The organism is Peribacillus sp. TH14, assembly GCF_016651145.1.
In the GTDB taxonomy this organism is placed as follows: Bacteria; Bacillota; Bacilli; order Bacillales; family DSM-1321; genus Peribacillus; species Peribacillus butanolivorans.
Genome location: NZ_JAEKEK010000001.1, coordinates 820629 through 842622, shown reverse-complemented (window position 1 = coordinate 842622; position 21994 = coordinate 820629). Strand labels below are relative to the sequence as shown.

At 38.1% G+C, this 21994-nt stretch carries 16 protein-coding genes and 2 pseudogenes; 10 read left to right on the top strand and 8 right to left on the bottom strand.

Annotated features, from left to right (window positions below; all coding sequences use genetic code 11):
• Window positions 1–2 precede the first annotated feature (2 nt).
• The gene (locus JFU50_RS04230) at window positions 3–881 is read right to left on the bottom strand and encodes a cation diffusion facilitator family transporter (protein ID WP_201182143.1); all 879 of its coding nucleotides are present in this window, start codon (window positions 879–881) and stop codon (window positions 3–5) included.
• A gap of 516 nt (window positions 882–1397) precedes the next feature.
• Window positions 1398–1922: a universal stress protein gene (locus tag JFU50_RS04225; RefSeq protein WP_201221820.1), complete on the bottom strand. Its 525-nt coding sequence runs from the start codon at window positions 1920–1922 to the stop codon at window positions 1398–1400.
• A gap of 315 nt (window positions 1923–2237) precedes the next feature.
• Here JFU50_RS04225 and JFU50_RS04220 point away from each other — a divergent pair, with 315 nt between their 5' ends.
• The gene (locus JFU50_RS04220; protein WP_201221818.1) at window positions 2238–4271 is read left to right on the top strand and encodes a transglycosylase domain-containing protein; all 2034 of its coding nucleotides are present in this window, start codon (window positions 2238–2240) and stop codon (window positions 4269–4271) included.
• Between the two features lie 196 nt (window positions 4272–4467).
• Here the strand turns inward: JFU50_RS04220 and JFU50_RS04215 are convergent, their stop codons facing one another.
• A complete protein-coding gene (locus JFU50_RS04215; RefSeq protein ID WP_056520436.1) occupies window positions 4468–4776 on the bottom strand; it encodes a hypothetical protein in 309 nt (102 codons plus the stop codon).
• A 195-nt stretch (window positions 4777–4971) separates the two neighbouring features.
• Here JFU50_RS04215 and iadA point away from each other — a divergent pair, with 195 nt between their 5' ends.
• Window positions 4972–6147 (top strand): beta-aspartyl-peptidase, encoded by a 1176-nt coding sequence (gene iadA / locus JFU50_RS04210; protein ID WP_201182137.1) that lies wholly within the window; start codon window positions 4972–4974, stop codon window positions 6145–6147.
• Between the two features lie 590 nt (window positions 6148–6737).
• Here iadA and JFU50_RS04205 read toward each other — a convergent pair.
• Window positions 6738–8095: pseudogene (locus tag JFU50_RS04205) on the bottom strand (IS1182 family transposase).
• 691 nt (window positions 8096–8786) lie between these two features.
• On the opposite strand from JFU50_RS04205, the gene pdhA reads away from it, so the two are divergent.
• The 5 genes and pseudogenes from pdhA (at window position 8787) to JFU50_RS04180 (ending at window position 15415) form a co-directional block, all read left to right on the top strand.
• Complete coding sequence (gene pdhA, locus JFU50_RS04200) at window positions 8787–9899, top strand: pyruvate dehydrogenase (acetyl-transferring) E1 component subunit alpha (protein ID WP_201221816.1); 1113 nt, start codon at window positions 8787–8789, stop codon at window positions 9897–9899.
• Entirely contained in the window at window positions 9899–10882 is a 984-nt protein-coding gene (locus tag JFU50_RS04195; protein WP_056520441.1) for an alpha-ketoacid dehydrogenase subunit beta, read from the top strand. Before pdhA ends, JFU50_RS04195 begins: the two co-directional genes overlap by 1 nt.
• A gap of 30 nt (window positions 10883–10912) precedes the next feature.
• Window positions 10913–12193 carry a dihydrolipoamide acetyltransferase family protein gene (locus JFU50_RS04190; protein WP_201221814.1) on the top strand — a complete coding sequence of 427 codons (1281 nt, stop codon included), beginning with the start codon at window positions 10913–10915 and terminating at the stop codon, window positions 12191–12193.
• On the top strand, window positions 12194–13618 hold the full coding sequence (gene lpdA, locus JFU50_RS04185; protein ID WP_201221812.1) for a dihydrolipoyl dehydrogenase: 1425 nt from the start codon (window positions 12194–12196) through the stop codon (window positions 13616–13618).
• A 416-nt stretch (window positions 13619–14034) separates the two neighbouring features.
• Window positions 14035–15415, top strand: a pseudogene (locus tag JFU50_RS04180) (amino acid permease).
• A gap of 96 nt (window positions 15416–15511) precedes the next feature.
• On the opposite strand, the gene hisC reads toward JFU50_RS04180, so the two are convergent.
• Window positions 15512–16624: a histidinol-phosphate transaminase gene (gene hisC, locus JFU50_RS04175; protein ID WP_201221810.1), complete on the bottom strand. Its 1113-nt coding sequence runs from the start codon at window positions 16622–16624 to the stop codon at window positions 15512–15514.
• A 172-nt stretch (window positions 16625–16796) separates the two neighbouring features.
• On the opposite strand from hisC, the gene JFU50_RS04170 reads away from it, so the two are divergent.
• Entirely contained in the window at window positions 16797–17264 is a 468-nt protein-coding gene (locus JFU50_RS04170; protein WP_053344840.1) for an Lrp/AsnC family transcriptional regulator, read from the top strand.
• 185 nt (window positions 17265–17449) lie between these two features.
• Here the strand turns inward: JFU50_RS04170 and JFU50_RS04165 are convergent, their stop codons facing one another.
• A complete protein-coding gene (locus JFU50_RS04165) occupies window positions 17450–17848 on the bottom strand; it encodes a carboxymuconolactone decarboxylase family protein (RefSeq protein ID WP_201221808.1) in 399 nt (132 codons plus the stop codon).
• Window positions 17849–17966: 118 nt separating this feature from the next.
• Between JFU50_RS04165 and JFU50_RS04160 the strand changes: the two genes are divergently transcribed.
• Window positions 17967–18392 carry an Lrp/AsnC family transcriptional regulator gene (locus tag JFU50_RS04160; RefSeq protein ID WP_201182111.1) on the top strand — a complete coding sequence of 142 codons (426 nt, stop codon included), beginning with the start codon at window positions 17967–17969 and terminating at the stop codon, window positions 18390–18392.
• A 400-nt stretch (window positions 18393–18792) separates the two neighbouring features.
• Window positions 18793–19290, top strand: coding sequence for an LURP-one-related/scramblase family protein (locus tag JFU50_RS04155; RefSeq protein WP_201182109.1), 498 nt, complete (start codon window positions 18793–18795; stop codon window positions 19288–19290).
• A 384-nt stretch (window positions 19291–19674) separates the two neighbouring features.
• Here JFU50_RS04155 and JFU50_RS30600 read toward each other — a convergent pair whose 3' ends face one another.
• Window positions 19675–20406: a hypothetical protein gene (locus JFU50_RS30600; RefSeq protein WP_242489024.1), complete on the bottom strand. Its 732-nt coding sequence runs from the start codon at window positions 20404–20406 to the stop codon at window positions 19675–19677.
• A gap of 304 nt (window positions 20407–20710) precedes the next feature.
• Window positions 20711–21946 (bottom strand): IS110 family transposase, encoded by a 1236-nt coding sequence (locus JFU50_RS04145; RefSeq protein WP_201221807.1) that lies wholly within the window; start codon window positions 21944–21946, stop codon window positions 20711–20713.
• Window positions 21947–21994 lie beyond the last annotated feature (48 nt).

The following is a 21994-nucleotide window of genomic DNA, read 5'->3' as shown; positions in this document are numbered from 1 at the left end:
GGTTACCTTTTTTTGGGGAATGTATATGGTTCGATATGAACAATCACATGTTGAATATTATATTCTTTTAAAAGGTTTTCCTCGATTTTCACCGTAATATCGTGGCTTTGGATGACGGTCAAAAGTGGGTTTACATGAACGGTAGCTTCGAGTAGAATTTCACTACCATGCATACGAGCTTTAATTTCACTCATGTTTTTAACACCTTCTGTTAATAAAATGGTTTGTCCGATTTGTTGTAGTAGCTGCTCGTCAAAACCATCGGTTAAAGAGATAGAAGCATCACGGAAAATATCCCAAGCTGTTTTACAGATGATGATTCCAACTACTAATGCAGCTATTGCATCTAGCCAGAAAATCCCTATCTTAGTACCTAAAATTCCTATAGAAGCACCAATACTGACCAGAGCATCAGACCGATTATCCTGTGCAACTGCATAAATGGAGGCGCTGTTAATTTTTTTGCTTAATGCTAAGTTGTAACGATAAATCCCGTACATAAAAATTGCGGAGAATATAGCAACATAAGCAGTCAGCATATTGGGAACCGTCGTTGAATCTTGATAGAAGAAAGATTTTACAGCACTAAAAATAACCTGCAGGCCAACTGTAATCATAATGAAGGCAGCTACTAACGAGGCTACAGTTTCCGCTCGCAAATGACCATATGAATGATTATCATCAGGTGGTCGCTTAGATATTTTTAATCCAATCAATACGGCTATGGAAGCGATGATGTCGGTTGTGTTATTTAAACCATCTGCCCATAGTCCCTTAGAGTCTCCAAAATAACCAAATGACAATTTAAGAGCAGACAAGAATATGTAAGCGGCAATACTGATATAGGCGCCTTTTTCAGCTGAAATTGAATGTTTATCCATGTCTATTCTCTCCCCAGTGTAAATTAGCCTTAATAAAGATATCAAAACAAACCTTAGTGAGTCTATAGAAAAATTGTCGTATTAATCCATCTAACTTGGTTAATAGCAGATGTATTGAACAAATGTAAAGAAGTTGGTTTAAAGAAAGAATATAGCCATTGTTAGGGATGGAAAGTTATAATAGTATTTGCATTTTCTTGTCTGCTCATTAGATAGAAACTAGTAGTATATTTTAACCGAGGATTAAAAATTAAATACTTCCAGAAGGGGAGCCAAAAAGGCTGAGAGTGAACCTGTAGAGTTCGGACGTTTTTCGGTTCCACTGCGACAAACAGCCAGTGCCATTTATACTGGGACTTATATGCAATTAGTTTTATTTTATCGGTAGTTGTCGCGCTGATGCTTTATTCGGCAGCTTCGAAGGTATTATTGAAAAAAAGCCGGATTCTATATCGAATCCGGCTTTTTTTGACGAATATCCAAACAAAGCCGGCACAAGAATGAGCCGGCTCCTTTTTACTTTGCAATAAATACCGAACAGGGGGCGTTTTTGGCGATGGAACTACTTGTACTGCCAAGAAAGAATTTTTCCAGCCCGCTTTTTGCGCTATTACCGACAACGATGAGGTCAGCCGCAGTTCTTGCTGCATAGTCACATACGCTATCAGGCGCATGTCCTTCCAATATTTCGAATTTTCCCTCAACTCGACATTCACTTAGCAATCTAAGTGTATTACTTTCTGCGTTTTGAACACTATTTTGGACAACAGAATGGGTATCATTTGTCTCTTGATGATCCGTTTGTTCAACCTCCACAACGGGATGTGTTTGGACAGGGTCTACATAAAATCCTGCAGCTGGCACAAATCCCGGGGCGGATGCGTTTCCTATGATACGCTGTTCAACTTTTTCATTTAGGACATGAACAACGGTCAGCTTAGCTTCAGGAAAGGCCTTTTTCAATGTTGCACCATATTCTACTGCCCGTTTACTGTCTTCATTTCCATTAAAAGCGACGACAATATGTTTCAAATCTTTCATTAATATCATCTCTCCCCATTTTTAATGTATTTAAAAGTGTTATACCCACTTTTAAATGGCTTCACGCCTATTGATTGTGTATATTGATCACAAACACATGTAAAGAAGAGTTAGTAAGCATACGCGTACAGGCTAGGGTGAATCTCCAGGCCCTTTCAGTTGAGTAGTCTGTTTTTTATCACTTTATAAATAAAAGGAGTAAGGAAGTGAATTTCAGGAGTAACCCGTTATAAGAAAAAAGAGAAGAGACCATTATGTCTCTGCCTTTTAGTCAAACGACGAGTTTTCTTTTATAAAAAGGGTAAAATATTTTTAATGAAGCATGTCTTAGATGGGAAAATGGGGGTTCAAATGAGAGGGTTAGTGAAAATAGGTCTGATTATTATATTGGCAATGGTAGTTTTTGGTGCCGGTTTACTATTTTATTTCAAGCAAGGTGCAGATATAAGTCTTCTACAAAATCATCTTCAGCAACCGACAGAGATCTATGATCTCGACGGAAATCTTGCCAGTACTATTACGGGCAATAAATCTGAAGGTGTTGCAATAGAGGAAATACCAGATCATATGAAACAAGCGGTTGTATCCATTGAGGATCATCGTTTTTATGAACATCATGGCATTGATTATCAAGGAATTTTGCGTGCCTTAGTTAAAAATGCGAAGGCAGGAAGTATTGTCGAAGGAGGGAGTACGCTTACCCAGCAGCTTGTGAAGATTACGATGCTGGAATCGGAACGAACTCTGAAACGGAAGGTAGAAGAGTTTTTTCTTGCTCAGGAAGTCGAAGATAAGTATACAAAAGATGAAATTCTAGAAATGTATTTGAATCAAGTCTATTTCGGGCATGGGGCATGGGGAATCAAAAAGGCCGCGAATATTTACTTTTCCAAGGAGGTCTCTGAATTGACCGTTGCCGAGGGGGCATTGCTTGCGGGTGTCATTAACCTTCCATCCAAACTTGATCCATACAAAAATTTAGACGGTGCAATGAAACGACGTGATTTAGTTCTTTCAAGAATGGCCGAACATGGGTATTTGACGGATGATGAAGAGGCTGCGGCGAAAAAAGATGAAGTGACTCTTCTTCAGGGTGAGCAAATGACTGATCCATTAAAAGGAAAGTATCCTTATTTTGTCGACCATGTTCTGTCGGAGGCATCCAGTAGGTATGGAATAGAGCTCGAGGAGTTGCTTACAAAGGGCTACAAAATATACACAACACTAGATCAATCCATGCAGCAGGCCACAGAAACCGTTTATGCCAACGATGCCAATTTTCCAGTTGGGACTAGTACAGATGAATTGGTTCAAAGCGGGGCAATCCTCCTTGATCCGAAAACAGGAGGGATCAAGGCTTTAGTCGGCGGCAGAGGTAAACATCAATTCATGGGATATAACCGGGCAACCCAATTGACGAGATCTCCTGGCTCGGCCATTAAACCGCTTGTTGTTTACACGCCAGCAGTTGAGGAGGGTTATGATATCACCACTCCTTTAAAGGATGAAAAAATGAGTTTTGGGGAATATGAGCCAACAAATCTAAGTGGCATTTATAAAGGAGAAGTACCGATGTACGAAGCGATGATGAATTCATTAAACGTACCTACTGTATGGCTATTAAATGAGATTGGTATCGATAAGGGATTGGATTCACTTAAGCGGTTTGGGATTCCATATAAAAAAGGTGACCGAAATCTAACAATTGCTTTAGGGGGCATGGACAAAGGGGTCTCCCCGCTGCAAATGGCAGGAGCCTTTTCCACTTTCGCCAACGATGGAAAACGATTGGAGTCGCATGCCATTATAAAAATAGAAAATATCGAGGGAAAAGAGGTAGGGGCTTGGGAAGAAAAAGCCATCAATGTAACCTCTAAGGGCGTCGTCGACAAAATGAATACAATGCTGCTTGGTACAGTAGAATATGGCACAGCAAAAAATGCAGCTGTTTCCGGTTATGAAGTTGCAGGTAAAACAGGATCCACACAAGTTCCAATCGAAGGAATATCAGGGGTTAAAGATCAATGGTTTATCGGTTATACACCTTCGTTAGTAGGTGCTGTCTGGGCCGGGTATGATAAGACTGATGAAAAACATTATCTGACGACACATAGTAGTGAGGGGAGTGCGATTATTTTTCAAAAAATAATGTCGCAGGCTTTACGAAATCAGGCGTCACAATCTTTTAATACACAAGACATCGGGCCGCTTATAGCGGAACAACAGGCACTTATAGCGGAACAACAAGCAAAAAAAGAAGAGGTGCAAAGAAAGCAATATTGGATTGACAAAGGTAATCAGATTCGGGAAGGATTGAATAAATGGAAAGACTGGAAGGTCCCATGGTGAAAGTCCAAAGGGAGCATGGATTACATGCTCTTTTCTCGTTCATTCAGTCACAATAAAAGACTGTCAGATGTTTGACAGCCTTTCATCATTCTTTAAAAAATAAGATTAGCTATAAAGCCTATAACGACAATTGCGCCGATTACCATTAAAATGGTTCTCATTATATACACCCTCTTCTATACGTAGTTAGAATTTATTAAATGTTAACTGTTTGGTTCGATTGAAAACCGAGTTTATTTGAATCATTCTTTTTGCATATAGTCTGTACTTTTTCGAGCATAGCTTGTACATTCTCGCCTTCAAGTATGACTTTCATAGTTGCACACTCCTGAAGAATGAGTACAAAAGAGACAAATGTAGAGAGTTTCTTGGCTTCGACTAATTTATGGTTGCAGATAAAATAGATATTACCTTTAAATTCTTTTGTAACTTGATATAAGTTCATAATTTGACGCATGGATAATCGTTTATTTGTTTTAATGTCCGAGGAAATTACTTTATTCATGTTGTCTACTCCTTTTGTGTTTTTATACTTTTAGCAAGCATAATCAAAATGTCAGTTTAGCTACAATTTTTTTAAAAAAGAACAACTATCTTTGTCCTTTTATGTAATTGTTAGCGGGTTATGCTGTATATTTACCCGTGTCAATGAATTTAAAACCTATTAGAAAATTTCAACTTATGAAAGGGAGAAGGAACAATGCTTAAACTTATCAAAAATGGAGAGATTTATGGACCGGATTTTATGGGTCAAAAAGATATCCTATTGGTTGGAAAGCAAATTGGTTACATGGAGGATCAGATTGATGTACCTGTTGATTTTGTTGAAATGGAAGTGATTGATGCGGCTGGTAAAATTATTGTTCCAGGTTTTATTGATGCACATGTCCATATCATCGGTGGAGGAGGAGAAGGTGGCTTTAAAACAAGGACTCCTGAAATTCAGTTAACCGATGCAACATTAGCTGGTATAACGACATTAATTGGAGTCATCGGAACTGATGGAACGACAAGAACGATGCCAGGGTTGCTTGCTAAAGCGAGAGCTCTTGAAGAAGAAGGAATTAGCTGTTATGTTCAGACTGGTTCGTATCAAGTACCAGTCAAGACTCTTACAGGGAAAATTGAAGATGATTTAATTTTAGTGGATAAAATTATCGGGGTAGGCGAAATCGCTATTGCCGATCATCGTTCCTCGCAGCCGACTGCAGCGGAATTGGCGAAACTAGCATCACAGGCCCGTAATGGAGGACTTTTGTCCGGGAAAAGCGGTATCGTCAACATTCATGTAGGTGACAGCAAGAATCATGTACGGGTAATCGAAGAAGTCGTGGAGACAACTGAAATACCGATCACACAGTTTTACCCGACGCATATTAACCGCAATCAGCATTTATTCAATGCGGGGATAGAATTTGCAAAAAAAGGCGGCTATATTGATTTTACGACAAGTACCATCAAGAAGTTCCTAGAAGAAGGAGAAGTAAAGGCAAGTACAGCAATAAAACGAGCACTCGATGAAGGCGTTGATATTCGGCAGATCACCCTCACTTCAGATGGACAAGCGAGCCTGCCTGACTTTGATAGCAGCGGAAATCTGCGCGGTTTGAACATTGGTACGTGTATGTCCTTATATGATGCAGTAGTCGATGCGATTCTCGAGGACGGAGTCACAATAGCCGATGCAATCCGTGTTGTGACTGAAAATCCGGCAAATATTTTAAAGCTCGGTAATAAAGGGCGGATCGAGGTAGCTAGAGACGCCGACTTAGTTATAGTTAAAAAAGAAACATTTGAAATTGATACAGTAATCGCAAGGGGACAAATTATGGTAAAAGAGGGAATAGCGGTCGTGAAAGGTACATTTGAAAAATAGGGATCACTCCCGTATCCTCGAAGCGGAAAAGGAAATAAAACTTTCTTTCTGTTCTGTTAGAAATGTTAAGGTAGGGCTCCTTAACATAATGAACTTTGATTTACGGTTGATATGTTCATCCACGGTCTTTAGCAAACTGGGCCACTCGATACTTCACTAAATGATGTTAATTCTTACTTTGTTATCCCTCCTTATCTTAAAGTTGCCTTTGGCGGTGTGGCTGAACTGATTTATCAATCTCTTCGATCAATCAAGTTGAAAATAGTTTTATACAACTAAAGATATAAAAAATACCTCCAAAGTCCCGCAATTCTAACACGGTAAATTTCTTCATTATTGAAATCATTTGTTGCTTCGAGTTCAGATTCTCCTTCCCTAAAACTTACAGTATTGATTGGCCGGATTCTCAAATTAGATGCTCGCAAAAGGTAGGAAAGCGGTTAAGTAAAGAATGGAACAAGTTGTACTTGTTCCATTCTTTCAGTTTGTAGACAAAAGGGGTTCGGAATGTTTTAATTCCGGACCCCTTTTGAAATTCCCTTTGAATTTTGCTCAAGAATAAGAGATTGGGCCTCTACGAGCCCACTTTATTAAGCCATTCTTGGACCTTGCCATGTCCAATTGGCTATCTTCTTTAAATTCATGGCAGCGAAAGTAAGCATCGCCTGCATCGACAATTTTTTAAGTCCCCTTAAAGTAGTCCAACGCATACCATGCTTTTCTTTTGCATCTGCGAATACACGCTCTATTGTTTCTTTACGTTTCGCATATATAGGTTTTACATCCTTGTGATGACGCAGATGATCTGCTTCTTCCATATAATTTTGCCAGATATGGCGTGTCACCACTTTTTGATGGTCTTTGCTTACTGTACACTGTGATAAAAATGAGCATGTCGCACAAGTGTGTTTGGGTGATTTGTACTCGCGATAGCCCTCTTTATTTGTTGTTGAGTACTTTAAAATCTCGCCCGATGGGCAGAGATAACAATCAAAATGTTCATCGTAAACATAGTCATGCTTGCGAAAGAACCCTTCTTTTGTTCGTGGACGTGTATAGGGTAGAGCTGGTGTGATTTCTTTCCCAAAAAGGTAGCTTGTAATGGCTGGTGTTTTGTAAGCTGCATCTGCGGCAACAGCTTCAGGTTTTCCAACTTTCTCAATCACTTGTTCAACAAGAGGCTCTAAGATATGACTATCATGCGTATTTCCCGGTGTTACAATCGTCCCCAGCACAAAACCGTTGCGGTCCGCAGCCGCATGAAATGAATAGGCAAACTGTTTGTTCGTTCATCTTTTACATAGTAGCCACTCTCAGGGTCAGTTGTACTTTCTTTAATTTCTTTGGTTTCTTCTTTATCAAATTTATCCGGTGGAAAAGGCTTCTTTCCATTGTTTTCACGATCTTGATTTATTTCTTCTTGAAGGCGTCCTTGATATGCTCGTGTTTCCTTACGAACGATTTTCTTTTCGAATTTTCGCTTATTCGCACTGGCTTTCACATGTGTTGAATCAACGAATACGTGCTCTGCACTTATTAACTTTCTTTCTGAAGCTGTCATTAAGATACGATAAAAAATCCGTTCAAACAGGTCTGTATCTTTAAAGCGACGCTCATAATTTTTCCCGAACGTTGAGAAGTGAGGTACTTTATCATGGAAACCGTAACCTAAAAACCAACGGTAAGCCATATTCGTTTCAACTTCTTCAATCGTTTTACGCATCGAACGAATACCGAAGGTATATTGAATGAATGTCAATTTAACTAAAATAACTGGATCAATACTTGGGCGCCCTATCTCTGAATACATATCTTTCACCAAGTCATAAATGAAAGTGAAGTCAATGGCCCCCTCAATTTTACGAACCAAATGGTTCGCTGGCACCAGTTGATCCAAAGTAATCATTTCAAGTTGATCTCGCTGAATAGAATTATGTTTCGAAAGCATCGTCATCACCTCAAGTTTTAATACTTCTATATTAAAACAAAAAGGACTGTAGGCAAAAGTGGTTATATCTAATTGTTAAAACAAAGTTGATTGGAACGGAAGGTGCGAGACTCCTGCGGGAAATGCGTGTCCAAGGGAGACCCCACAGGCGCAAAGGCGCCGAGGAGGCTCCCTGACCGCCCGCGGAAAGCGAGTGCCTGGAGTGGAAATCAACGTCGAATTTTTACAACCCCTCAAAAAAACTGTAGACAAACTCGATTTTCATCGAGTTTGTCTACAGTCTGAAAGAATGGAACAAGTTGTACTTGTTCCATTCTTTTTTTTTGTGCACCCGGTATGGATACAATTTATAGGGTACGCGCCCCCGAAACAATCGAAATTAATTTCATCAAGTTGAAGAAATTATAGTAGTTTGATTTGGATTTTTCCATTAATGTTACGAATTTTCAAAATGAAGGTGAAGTATACGATAACACATTCTAAATAAAGGTAATATACAAAAAATTCATTCTATTTAACATATTATTAAAACCCTTGATGTATTATCCTTTTATATAAGCAAATATAGTTTATGAAGAAGCATTTATTTAAAAACATAAAAGACCAAAGAAAATTTTTGGGCTGTTATTTCATGACTGTTCAAATCCTTGGTAAGTTTGCTAATCAAATCTATCTTAAGGGGAGAAATGAAATGGAAAAGACGGAAAACCCAATTTTGAAAGCGTATTCAAAAGAGAATTTACCGGAAATGTATCAGGTATTAGCTCCAAATGGAGAGATAATTGAATCAATTGATGGAAAAATTGATAAATCACTCATGCTTAAGATGTATGAAAGTATGCTATTGCTTAGGATGTTTGACCGTAAATCAGTTAATCTTCAGCGCCAAGGAAGAATGGGGACTTATGCACCCTTCGAGGGGCAGGAGGCATCCCAAATTGGCAGCGCTTTAGCATTATCGGCAGGGGATTGGATGTTTCCCACTTACCGTGATCATGCAGCGGCAATTATTCATGGACAGGAGATGTATCGTGTTTTTCTATACTGGATGGGGCACGTAGAGGGTTCAATCTGTCCGGAAGGAAAACGAACTATGCCTCCTTGTGTTCCTATTGCGACTCAAATGGTTCACGCGGTAGGTACGGCTTGGGCAAGTAAGCTTAAAGGAGAAGAGAATGTAAGCATTGCTTATTTTGGTGATGGTGCTACTTCTGAAGGGGATTTTCATGAGGCACTGAATTTTGCCGGTGTATATAAAACCCCAACAATCTTTTTCTGCCAAAATAATGGCTACGCTATCAGTGTGCCTTTTGAAAAGCAATCTGCTTCTAAGACTATATCTCAGCGTGCTGATGCGTATGATATCCATGGTGTTCGTGTAGATGGAAATGATATCTTTGCAGTTTGGCTGACTGTAAAGGAAGCAGTCGAAAGAGCGCTTAAAGGTGAAGGTCCTACTTTGATTGAAGCTATTACCTTTCGATATGGTGCCCATACTACTGCAGACAATCCAAACATATATCGTAATCAGGAGGATATTTCAACATTCTGGAGGGAAAATCGCGATCCGATTACACGTCTTAAAAAGTTGTTGATAAAAAAGGGATTCTGGAATGAGGAGCAGGAGGAAATGGTGTTAAAACAAATTAGCGAACAGATTGACACTCACCTCCAAAAAGCAGAAGAGTACCCTAAAGCCGATCCGCTCGATATGTTTAACCATGTTTATGCTGAAGAGTCATGGCACATAAATGAACAGCAGCAAGAATTGAAACAAGTCTTAAAGAGGGATGTGAAGAAGTAATGAGCCAACATTTAACTATGATTCAGGCTATTACAGAAGCAATGGACCAAAAGCTTGGTCAGGATGATCGCGTGATGATCTTAGGTCAGGATATTGGAGTAAACGGTGGAGTTTTCCGTTCAACGGAAGGCCTATTTGAGAAGTACGGAAAGGATCGAGTTGTAGATACACCATTAGCTGAGGCTGGAATCATTGGCTCTGCAATTGGTTTAGCTCTTAATGGAATGGTTCCCGTGGTAGAAATTCAATTTCTTGCATTTATTTATCCAGGATTCGAGCAGATTGTTTCCCATGCTGCCCGTATGAGATACCGTACTCGGGGACAATTTGGGGTGCCCCTTGTTATCCGTACACCATATGGTGCTGGAATCAGAGGTCCTGAGCTTCACTCCGAAAGTGTCGAAACCTTCTTTGCCCACACTCCGGGTTTAAAGGTGGTTGCACCTAGTAATCCTTATGACGCAAAAGGACTACTCATTTCTGCCATCGAAGATCCTGATCCGGTAATCTTTTTGGAGCCGACTAAATTGTATCGAGCTTTTAAGGAAGAAGTTCCTAAAGAGATGTATCGAATACCAATTGGTCAAGCAAAAGTGGTTCAGGAGGGAAGCGACTTAACCATTTTTGCATGGGGAGCTATGTTAAGAGAAGCATTGAATGCCGCTAAAAAGATTGAAAATGAAAAAGGTTGGAAGTGTGAAGTAGTCGATCTTCGAACACTATACCCGTTAGATCGGGATACGATCGTAAAATCCATAAAAAAAACAGGTCGCGGATTAGTCGTTCATGAAGCTCATAAGTCATCCGGATTAGGTGCGGAGATTATCTCTATTATTAATGATGAAGCCCTTATTTACCTTAAAGCCCCTATTAAGCGTGTGACAGGATTTGATGTTCCAGTTCCGCAGTTTTCAGTAGAAGATCATTATCTACCTACTGTTGAACGTGTAAAACAAGGAATAATGGAAACGATTTCATTTTAATTAATGAATAAGGGAGAAGGAGGAACAAGCATGGTAGAATTTAAACTTCCTGATGTAGGTGAAGGGATGCATGAAGGAGAAATTATCAAGTGGCTCATTAAAGAAGGAGAATCAGTAACGCAGGACCAACCGATAGTAGAAGTACAAACGGATAAGGTCAATGCGGAATTGACTGCCCCAGCAACGGGCGTGGTCAAGAAAATACTCTTTACTGAAGGGGATATTGTAGAAGTAGGAACCACTATATTTACTATTCAAGAAGAGAACGATATTTCTGTTCCGGAAACATTTGTTATTGAAAAAGAGCCCCCGGTTATGCAACCTGCTGATGTAAAAGTAAATTCAGAGGATATAACAAGTAAACCACATCTTGAGGCAGCTCGTGTGTTGGCTACTCCATATGTACGTCAAATGGCTAGGGAAATGAAGGTTGATATCCAGCAGGTTAAAGGTTCTGGGCCTGCTGGACGAATAATAGAAAGTGATTTGCAACAGTTTATAGAAAATAATCAATTTAAACAGGCCAATGACAATAATAACAACGATAATAATATACTTCAAGATGCAGCTCCTATTGAAACTGTTCAGGAAAAAGTAATGGAAAAAGGGTTAGAAGAGCGGATTCTGCTTAAGGGTATTCGAAAAAAAATCGCTGAACATATGGTAAAGTCAGTTTCGACTATTCCACATGTAACCCATGTAGATGAATTAGAAATGGATAGAATAAAGGAATTAAAAGATCAATTAAAGACGTATTCAGACAACAAGGATATTAAATTGACTTTTTTACCATTCTTCGTTAAGGCTATTGTTATCGCACTAAAGGAGTTTAAAACATTAAATGCTTCAATTGATGAAAAGACAAATGAAATGGTATTGAAAAATTATTATCATATTGGGATTGCCACGAATACGAACGATGGTCTCATTGTTCCTGTTATTAAAAATGCAGATCAGAAAACAATTTTCCAGCTAGCTGATGAAATTAGACAAATGGCAATCCAAGCTCGAGAAGGGAAGTTGAGCTTAGAGCAGATTACTGGTAGTACATTTACCATTAGCAATGTTGGACCAATCGGTGGGTTGCATGCGACTCCAATCATTAACTATCCCGAAGCGGCAATTTTAGCGTTGCATAAAATGGAACCTCGCATGGTTGTTCGCGATTTGGAAGGTGTTATCCGCTTGATGATGAATATGTCGTTATCTTTCGATCATCGTTTAATTGATGGCGTAACAGCGGTACGTTTTACAAATCGGATTAAGGAACTACTGGAAAACCCAATTCTTTTAGTTGTGGAGATGAGATAAATGGTAGTAGGGGAAGTTGCTATAGAAACAGATGTTATCATTATAGGAGGAGGTCCGGGAGGATATGCTGCAGCTATTCGTCTCGGACAGTTAGGGAAATCAGTTGTTCTAATTGAAAAGGATAAGCTGGGTGGTGTTTGCCTCAATCGGGGATGCATACCTTCGAAGGCTCTAATACATACAGCTGATCAATTTCATAGGCTTAACGATTATGAAAAAATGGGAATTCAACTACCTCAAGAGAAAACAGCAGTTGACTTAAATGTATGGCAGGATTGGAAAAAGGGCATCATTTCTCAGTTGAACCAAGGTATATCCCATTTATGTAAAGAAAATGGAGTAACGATGGTGAAAGGTCGAGCAACCTTTTTATCTGATGACCGCATCGGAGTAGAAACCGATGGTGATTTTGAAACCTATAAGTTTGAACATGCAATTATTGCGACAGGGTCTAGACCGTTTATTCCTTCGTTCCTTAATGTAGATGGAAGATATATTTTGGATTCGACAGCATCGTTACAGCTAAAAGAAGTTCCACCTAGCTTGTCGATTATCGGCGGAGGCTATATCGGTATCGAAATGGGTATGGCTTTTGCAAAGTTAGGTACTCAAGTAACAATTATTGAGATGGCTAATCGTATTCTCCCTCAGGTTGCTGACAACTTGGTCAAGGAAGTAATCCGTAATGCTAAGAAGCTTGGGATAAATCTTAAAACATCTACAAGGGTAGAAAAAGCCATTGTGGAAGATGGACAAGTTCACCTTCATGTTTTTTCGGCAAAGCATGGGACAAAAGTGATTGTGAGCGAGAAGACCCTAGTAACAATTGGCAGGATTCCTAACACTCAAGAGATTGGCCTAAATCAGGCTGGCATTGCAGTAGACGAAAAAGACTATATAGCAGTAGACACGGAATGTCGTACTAATGTTCCACATATCTTTGCTATTGGTGACATCACACCTGGTCCAGCTCTTGCTCACCGAGCGTCTAAACAGGGAATAGTGGCAGCAGAAGTAATAGGAGGTTTGCCAAGTGCCATTGATTCCACTTTTGTTCCCTATGTAATCTTCTCAGATCCACAAATTGCAGGGGTGGGCTTCAGCCGTGAAGAAGCGGAACAACAGGGATATAGCGTTAAAACTGGAAAATTCCCATTCAGTGCCAACGGACGGGCGCTTGCAACGAATGAAACAGAGGGATTTGCAGAAGTGATCGTGGATGCTAAAAGCCACATTTTACTTGGAATGCATATGGTTGGCGCTGATGCATCTAACCTTATAGGTGAAGGAGTACTGGCCCTTGAATTGTCAGCTCGTGTAGAAGATATAGCTCTGAGCATGCATCCACATCCAACTTTGACTGAAGGTTGGATGGAAGCGGCGGAAGCAGTTTTGGGGCATGCAATCCACATTGTAAATAAGTAAGATAAATGGAGGAAATTAATTAATTAGGGGTTACTTATAACAATGTAATCCCTAATTAATAGTGTTCTAGTTAATAGATAAAAGATAGAGATAGAGATAGAGATAGAGATAGAGTGAGTTTAATGAGCCCATCTTAACGTTAAAAGTAAATCTAGATCCGTATTAAGTTATTAGTTCAATGACCCTATTTCCATAATCAAACTGAAATACAGCATTTATCCAAGTGAAAATTATCAGCCTGAAGCTATCCTTCTTGTAATATTTACGGTAAACTTTAGCTTGCCGTCTTTTCATGTTTCCACTCCTTTGTCATAACGGTTGATAAGTATTAAACTTATCAAGTCGCCATTCAATAGATGAAACAGAGTGATTAATTTTTTATTCAGAAAATTAACAGAATAAAGGAGGAATAAGTAATGGAATCAAATAATGGGTCTCTACAAAAGAAGTTGTTGCCGCGACATATTAGCATGATGGCAATGGGAGGAGCAATAGGTACTGGGATTTTTAAAGGAAGTTCTGAAACCATATCGTTAGCAGGACCAGGAGTTATCCTTACTTATATTTTTGCAGGATTATTACTTCTTGTGGTCATGGGAGCTATAGCAGAAATGGCAATCGTCTATCCAAATACAAATATGAAGGGTTTTGTTCAGAAAGCGTTTGGTAAACGTAGTTCCTTCATTATAGGCTGGATGTATTGTTTCATGTGGCTGTCCGTATGTGTTATTGAGGTAGTAGTGGCAGGAAGTTTCTTGCAATACTGGCTTCCATCTATTCCACTTTGGATATTAAGTTTAGGCTGTCTCTGCCCTAATCATTGGAATTAACATGATGAATGTTAAAAATTATGGAGAATTTGAATTTTGGTTTGCTGGAATTAAAATTACAATGATTATAGTATTTATTCTCTTAGGAGCTAGTATTTTATTTGGAATTATCCCAAGCGGCGGAACTAATTATCTACAAAACTTTACAGAGCACGGTGGTTTTTTTCCTAATGGCTGGATGTCAATATTTTCAGCTTTGCTAATTGTTATGTTTTCTTACGGCGGTTCAGAATTAATAGGAGTAACAGTAACAGAAGCAAAGGATGCAGAACGTATTTTACCTAAGGTTATAAAAAGCTATATTTGGAGAGTTATATTATTTTTCACCTTACCGATACTTGTAATATGCGGTTTAATTCCTTGGAACGAAATTAGCGACCAGTCAAGTCCGTTTGTACAGGTATTGTCAATGTCAGGCTTTCAGGGATCTGCCCACATAATGAACTTTATTTTAATTACAGCTGTCTTATCTGCAGCTAACTCTGGAATATATGGTTGTACACGGATGTTGCATTCTTTAGCTGCAGAGGGGGAAGCTCCAAAGTCTTTCTCTTATGTATCGAAAAATGGTGTTCCATTATATAGTTTACTACTAAGTGCCGTTGTTTTAATCGCGGGCTCCATGATTACCTACGTTGCACAGGACAAAGCATTTACCTTATTAATGGCGTTTCCGGGTTTTGTGGTATCACTTGTATGGATCAGTATTTGTTTAGCGCAGCTAAAACTTCGCAATTCATATCCTAAAGCTCCGAGCTTTAAATTGTGGGGCTTCCCGTACGTAACATTGTTTACAGTAATTACATTAAGCATCATTTGTGTCATGTTTGTGTTTAGTGAACAGAATCGGGTCAGTATCATTGCTTGTCTTATTGTATTAGTAGGATTAATCGCGATTTCAATCGTTAAATTTAAAAGTGTGGATGAACAGGAAACAATTATAAAAGAAAAGAGAATGGTTAAATAAATCCACGTAAAAGATACGACATGGGCAAAGGGCGTCTATGTCGTATCTTTTATGCTTTATCAATCCTTGATTATTTTGCAACTATATTTCGATCTGTCATGTACTAAGCGTTTTATTGATTACATTTTGTAAGGATTTTATGAACCTCTCATTTTCAAGTGGAGTACCGATGGTCACGCGGATAGTATTTTCATAGCCAAGTAAATGACCAGATCGGATGATGACCCCTTGTTTTAATAGCTCCTCAAAGACGTACCTGCCAGGATGATTTAGTTTGACCATTATAAAGTTGGCATGAGAAGGAAAGAATGTTAATCCCATCTCGCTTAGTTCGTTTTCTAAATATCTTCTTCCTTCCTCATTCTTACGAATACATTGTGCTACAAATGTAGGGTCGTCCAGAGAAGCGAAGGCTGCTGCCTGTGCTAAGCGATTGGTATTAAATGGTTCTTTCACTTTAATTAGCTCTTGTACGATGGAAACGTCCATTAAACCGTATCCGATCCTTAATGCAGCCAATCCATATATCTTTGAAAAAGTACGTAAAATGACTAGATTTGAATGGGTATTTAGAAGTGGCAAGGTTTCTAAAAAGTCTTCATCCTCAACATATTCATAGTATGCTTCATCAACGATTAGTATAATATGTTTCGGCACCTTCTCGATAAAAGATCTTAACTTTTCTTTTTGAACGATCGTTCCTGTTGGATTATTGGGATTACAAACAAAAATCATTCTTGTTTTTTCAGTAATGGCCTCATACATACCCTGTAGGTCATGTACGCCATTAATAAGAGGTATCTTTACAGGTGTGCCACCGTCAATCAATACATTCGTTTCATATCGTGGAAATGTAACGTCAGCCATAATGACTTCATCATTATGTTGAATGTAGGTTCGTGTTAACAAACGTATAACTTCATCAGATCCATTACCTAAGATAATATTATCTTGTTTGATATTTAATTTCCTTGCTAACTTTTCAGCTAATGACGGTGCCATTCCTTCAGGATAAAATGAGGTTTGCTCCATTTCGATAAGCATGGACTCTTTTGCTAGAGGTGAGCAACCATATGGATTCTCATTGGATGCCAATTTAACGATACTTTCAAGTCCTAGTTCGCGTTGTACTTCTTCAATTGGTTTACCGGAAACATATGCGCTTAGGTTTTCAATGTTTTTTCGAACAAGAATTTTTGTGAAAGTCAATGCAAGTTCCTCCCTTTGATAAATTCTGAATTTTCTTTTTCTATTAATGATTTTAATGATAGAATAATAACTGTTAAATTTACATACAAAAAAGAATGTATTTTCTGCTTTCCATACACCATTTTAAAGAAATATAAGCTTATATTCCTTCATTATGAAAGGCGGTTGCTTCATGGATGAAATAGATGTCAGTTTACTAGAACTTTTACAATTAAATGGACGTATCACGATTAGTGAATTATCAAAGAAATTGGCTCTTAGTCGACCTAGTATTTCTGAACGTATGTATCGCTTACAAGAAAAGGGGATTATAGAAGGGTTTAGTGCCAGAGTTTCACCACCGGCAATAGGAAGAGGAGTACTTGTGTTTATTCAAGTAAGTGAACTTAAAGTTTCTGTTCCTGATTTTGAGCAATTAGTCAAAGATGATTTAGACATTATTGAGTGTCATCGCGTAACAGGAACAGTAGGATATTTTTTAAAAGCCGCTTTAGCTGATATGGACAGCATGAGAATTCTTATAGATCGATTAATACCCTATGGACATTTAAATACTTCTATAGTTTTAACATCCCCAGTACCTTCTCGCTCCATTCTTCCAAAGATTAATCAGTTAGAAGATCAAGGTGCAAAATTCTAGATTGAATTTAATCTTCAAAGCTATTAGATACTAAAACTATTTCAGGTCAAACAGTACTTATATTAAATGGTCAGTTGAACAGTTGAAAATACTGATGGTTTAGAACAAAAACGTTTTGGAATTCAACTGCTTAGTATGAATCTTTTACAGAAAGGAACAAGGCAAATGCCTGTTCCTTTTTAACATTATTTTAAATCCATCAAAGCCCCGAAATATTGCTGTGCAGTTGTAAAACAAATGAAGGCTAATAGTTCCGATATCTCTTCATCGCTAAATGTTTCCTTTAACACATCAATGAATGTTTGCTCCGTATTTTCGCGTTTTAGGAGAAATACCTCTGCAAAAGCTACTGCATAGCTTTCTTTAATATCGTCTGGTTTCAATGGACGACCTTTTGCTTGACAGTATGCACATCCGTTACCATATGCAAGAACCCTTCTGACATTTTCCTTTAATTCCTTTGAAAGTTTCCCGTCTGTAGATATACACTCTGAAAGGTCCGACCATTTAAGTAAAATATCCTCCGAATGAAATAGTCGTTGAAACGGACTGGACCCAATAGCTGAATGTTTAATTCTTGTCATGAGCATCTCCCCTTTGAGATAATCATATAATAAACATCTAGGTAAATTAATTGCATTTGTAAAGTATTTAAGAGTAATAATATATAGATGAAAGAAAAAGAAAGGGAATACTAATTATATGAAAATTGATAAAAAAGACCGTAGCATTCTTGATGAATTAACGATAAATAGTCGGGTTTCTATGAGGGAACTGGCAAAGAAAGTGAATTTATCTGCCCCCACTGTTACAGAACGGGTTCGGCAGATGGAGTCTTACGGAATAATAAAAGGGTATGTTGCCGAGATTGATCATAAAAAGATTGGTTTTCCGATTGAATGTATCGTAGAAGCAACAGTGAAAAATGGGGAGTATGACCGATTCAAGAGCTATATTGCCAAGCTTCCGAATGTTGATTTTTGTTTTCGAATTGCCGGACAGGCTTGTTATATGTTGAAAATACATAGTGAAAGTCTCCCAAAAGTGGAAGAGTTCATCAATCAGATAATCCCTTATGCTACAACAGTGACACATGTGATTCTTTCCGAGGTAGAGCGGACTCAGTAATAAGAATATTTTTATCGTTAACGAATTCATTCACTTAAACGACATATAAGTATAAATGTTATGGCTAAGAGAGTGGAGTGAGTCCGTACCACAGTTTAAGTGAGAGACACATAACAATAATCAAGCCAATTAATTTGAAGCATTATACGGTTTTTCTTATGCAACTATCGGGGCAGGATAGTTCAAGAGTACATAAGGAGTTGTTCAACAATTGGGCCAGATTGCGAAGGAAGAATTGCTGACTTTACAAAAGGTAAATTAGTTAAGGATAAATAGTGGTGAACCGAAAAGAAGGCGCTTTTGAGTGGAGCTATTATTTGGAATTTAATGCATAAGATTGGAACCAATGCCCATTTCAAACGTAAGTAATGTAAAAGACTTAAGGTTGGGAGGCATAAGTATGAGGCAGCTTTATATAAAGCAGAAGGTATTCAGTCTTAGTGGGAAATTTACAGTAAAGGATCAGCAGGAGAAGGATATATATTACGTGGAGGGAAGTTTTATGCAAGTTCCAAAGACTTTCTCCATTATGAACAAAGCAAGAGATGAAGTAGCACTCATTACGAAAAAGGTGTTCAGCTTTTTACCAAAGTTTTTGGTTGAGGTGAATGGTCGAGAGGTATTAACAATAAAGAAGGAATTTTCCTTCTTAAAAGCACGATATACAATTGATGCGGCAGGCATTGAAGTACATGGTAATTGGTGGGATATGGATTTTCAAGTTTTACAGCATGGTAAAATCGTAGGTAAAGTGGGCAAGGAGTGGTTCACTTGGGGCGATAGCTACAAGGTTCAAATAATAGATGAAGAGATGGAAACCATTATTATTGCACTCGTTGTTGCAATTGATTGTGTGAAGGCTGATCAAGCAGCTGCATCCTCAGCAGCGTCGATTTAAAGTAGAAATGTAAAATTAAAAGGCTGACAGTTTTTAAAAAATCACTGCTTGAATAGGTGCGATGAACCGTATCATAATAAATGACAAGGCCATTTGGTACCAAGGTTTTATATTCGTTCTTCAGTAATCGGACGCGATTCTTGAATAAGGTTTGCTTTTCTTATAGAACTAACAGGCTGAAGATCGGAGCTGTCTTTAAGGCAGCTTTTTCTTTATGCAACTATAGGGGCAGAATAGCTCTATAAAAATATTGATTATACTTAGATTAAATAAAAAAGTCCGACCAATTAAGGTCGGATTTTCTTATACTATTTTTTTACAAGCTAAGACCTAAAATTACGTGTATCTCGGTTGAACCCGACAAAGGTCTTATTTGTCCTCTGTTTATTGAGATGTAAAAGTGTTCCTGCTTTTTGGACCCCAATTTTCTCCCCCAAAACCTGTTTTACCTTGTAAATTAACAAAGCAAGGCAACACAGTGTATTGAACTCCAGTTGTAGCATTTATGTTAAAAGTAATGATGAACCTTTTTCTTGAATTATCAACAGGCGTAATCTTTGCCATATTTGATGTAAGGCTATTCGTTGGAAGGAGCATCATGTCATCTCTTGCAACAGTAGCAATGTCTGAGGGTCTATCTAAATTATTTCTAATCCAGTAATTCTTAACATTTGTAGCAGATTCCAAATCAGTGGGCTGGTCATAAACTATTTCAATTTGATTAGGAGCGATTTGTCGTGCAACAAGAAGAATAGGATGAGGTACCATTTGAGGGTCACCCATCATTTGCATGTCTCTAGGCATCATTTGCATGTCTCTAGGCATCATTTGCTGTTCCGAATACATTGGAGAAGGCATGCTAGTATATGGCATCATTTGCTGTTCCGAATACATTGGAGAAGGCATGCTAGTATATGGCATCATTTGCTGTTCCGAATACATTGGAGAAGGCATGCTAGTATATGGCATCATCTGCTGTCCCGAATACATTGGAGAAGGCATGCCAGAATAAGGCATCATCTGCTGTCCCGAATACATTGGAGAAGGCATGCCAGAGTAAGACATCATCTGCTGTCCCGAATACATTGGATAAGCCATGTTAGAATATGGCATCATTTATTGTTTGTCTCCTTTATAAAGTAGTCATTTAACCATAGTCATTTTATGAAAGTAAAAATTTATTGTGAAATTTAATGTAAACATTCCCTCTTAAAGAATTTGAACGTATGATAATTTACATTATCATACGTTCAAATTCAAGCGAAAAAGTACCCTTAATTAACTAAACCAGCTAATAGTTTGTCAACATTTATCAATAAAAACTAAAAATATTTCATGCTATACTAAAAATATACATACCAAATAGCCCCCCTACGAACAGCGTTTGGAAAGTTTTGTGATATTTAGTTGCACTTTCAAACTAGTCTAGATCTTGGAAAGTCGAGTTGTTTTGTAATAGTGCATAAATCCATTGTAGAAGCTTATTAGCACATGCTATAACAGCTACTTTATAGGGCTTTCCTTCTTTCCGTTTCTTATCATAGAACTCACGTAATCTCTTATTACGAGGGATGACTTCATCAGTCGTTTTCTTTTTGCGACAATCACGAATGGCACATCGAACAGCCATATATAGGGCATGCCGTAATCTACTCGAACCTCTTTTGGTTATTTTGTTTACGGATCCCTTGAATCTACCAGATTCAAAGATACTAGGATCAATTCCTGCAAATGCTACGAGTTTTTTAGGGTGATTAAACCGATCAATCTCACCAATTTCAGAAATAATCGTTGCCGCGATTTTTTCACCGATACCAGGGATTGATTGGATTATCTTATATTCTTCAATTTCTTTAGCCAAAGCACCTATCTCTTCATCCAACTTTGATAGGTGCTTTTGGTATTCCATAAGCATTTTGATATACATTTCTAAGCTCATTATGTGACTTTGATACAGTGTTGTCTGAAAGGGATTTTTAGCTGCTGCAGCTATAAGTTTCTTTGCCTTTGTATTTGCCCACTTTCTTGAACGACTTGTACATAATTCATCGATTTTATTACCTAATGCTTCTTCATCGACTACCAAAACATCTTTAGATGTAGGAAATTCTAATAAGGTTAGTAAAGTGACAACTGAATATAAGTCCCCAAAAACCCCATGATACTCAGGGAAAACCTGATCAAGAACTGCTTGAAATTGAAGTTTCGTTTGTACATATATACCCGTTACATTTTCGTGTTGTCTTGTAAGATTACGAAGGTTTAAGAGTTGAATTCCTCGTTTTTTATTTGGTTCCAAATCTTCTTTATAATACAGCTCGCAGAGATGGTAAGCATCAATCACATCTGTCTTTACTTTTCGTAGAGATGAGCTCTTTGCTCGATAGGAGACAAGTGGGTTAATGATAATTAGTAAATAACCTCTTTCCTCGAAATACTGAACAACTGGAGTATGATAATGCCCAGTAGACTCTAAAACGACCGGAGGTCGAATTCCTGCTAAGTTTTCTATCTCTCTAAGATATTGGTGTAAGCTCTCTAGCCCTTCAATGGTATGTGCTACTTTAAAACTTCTTTTATAAGGCTTCTTCTTATCCAAGAATGCTTGAACCTGACTTTCACCTTTAGCTACATCCAGACCAACTACTGGATTCATTTTTTATCTCCTCCAAAAACATAATATTTGCCGGTAACCCCTAATCCT

What these genes read in the sequence shown, in the direction of transcription:
- JFU50_RS04195 (WP_056520441.1), top strand. Translation starts at nt 9,899, where the DNA reads ATGAGCCAACATTTAACTATGATTCAGGCTATTACAGAAGCAATGGAC.
- pdhA (WP_201221816.1), top strand. Translation starts at nt 8,787, where the DNA reads ATGGAAAAGACGGAAAACCCAATTTTGAAAGCGTATTCAAAAGAGAAT.
- lpdA (WP_201221812.1), top strand. Translation starts at nt 12,194, where the DNA reads ATGGTAGTAGGGGAAGTTGCTATAGAAACAGATGTTATCATTATAGGA.
- JFU50_RS04230 (WP_201182143.1), bottom strand. Translation starts at nt 881, where the DNA reads ATGGATAAACATTCAATTTCAGCTGAAAAAGGCGCCTATATCAGTATT.
- JFU50_RS04160 (WP_201182111.1), top strand. Translation starts at nt 17,967, where the DNA reads ATGAAAATTGATAAAAAAGACCGTAGCATTCTTGATGAATTAACGATA.
- JFU50_RS04145 (WP_201221807.1), bottom strand. Translation starts at nt 21,946, where the DNA reads ATGAATCCAGTAGTTGGTCTGGATGTAGCTAAAGGTGAAAGTCAGGTT.
- JFU50_RS04225 (WP_201221820.1), bottom strand. Translation starts at nt 1,922, where the DNA reads ATGAAAGATTTGAAACATATTGTCGTCGCTTTTAATGGAAATGAAGAC.
- iadA (WP_201182137.1), top strand. Translation starts at nt 4,972, where the DNA reads ATGCTTAAACTTATCAAAAATGGAGAGATTTATGGACCGGATTTTATG.
- JFU50_RS04220 (WP_201221818.1), top strand. Translation starts at nt 2,238, where the DNA reads ATGAAGCATGTCTTAGATGGGAAAATGGGGGTTCAAATGAGAGGGTTA.
- JFU50_RS04215 (WP_056520436.1), bottom strand. Translation starts at nt 4,776, where the DNA reads ATGAATAAAGTAATTTCCTCGGACATTAAAACAAATAAACGATTATCC.
- JFU50_RS30600 (WP_242489024.1), bottom strand. Translation starts at nt 20,406, where the DNA reads ATGATGCCATATTCTAACATGGCTTATCCAATGTATTCGGGACAGCAG.
- JFU50_RS04165 (WP_201221808.1), bottom strand. Translation starts at nt 17,848, where the DNA reads ATGACAAGAATTAAACATTCAGCTATTGGGTCCAGTCCGTTTCAACGA.
- JFU50_RS04190 (WP_201221814.1), top strand. Translation starts at nt 10,913, where the DNA reads ATGGTAGAATTTAAACTTCCTGATGTAGGTGAAGGGATGCATGAAGGA.
- JFU50_RS04170 (WP_053344840.1), top strand. Translation starts at nt 16,797, where the DNA reads ATGGATGAAATAGATGTCAGTTTACTAGAACTTTTACAATTAAATGGA.
- JFU50_RS04155 (WP_201182109.1), top strand. Translation starts at nt 18,793, where the DNA reads ATGAGGCAGCTTTATATAAAGCAGAAGGTATTCAGTCTTAGTGGGAAA.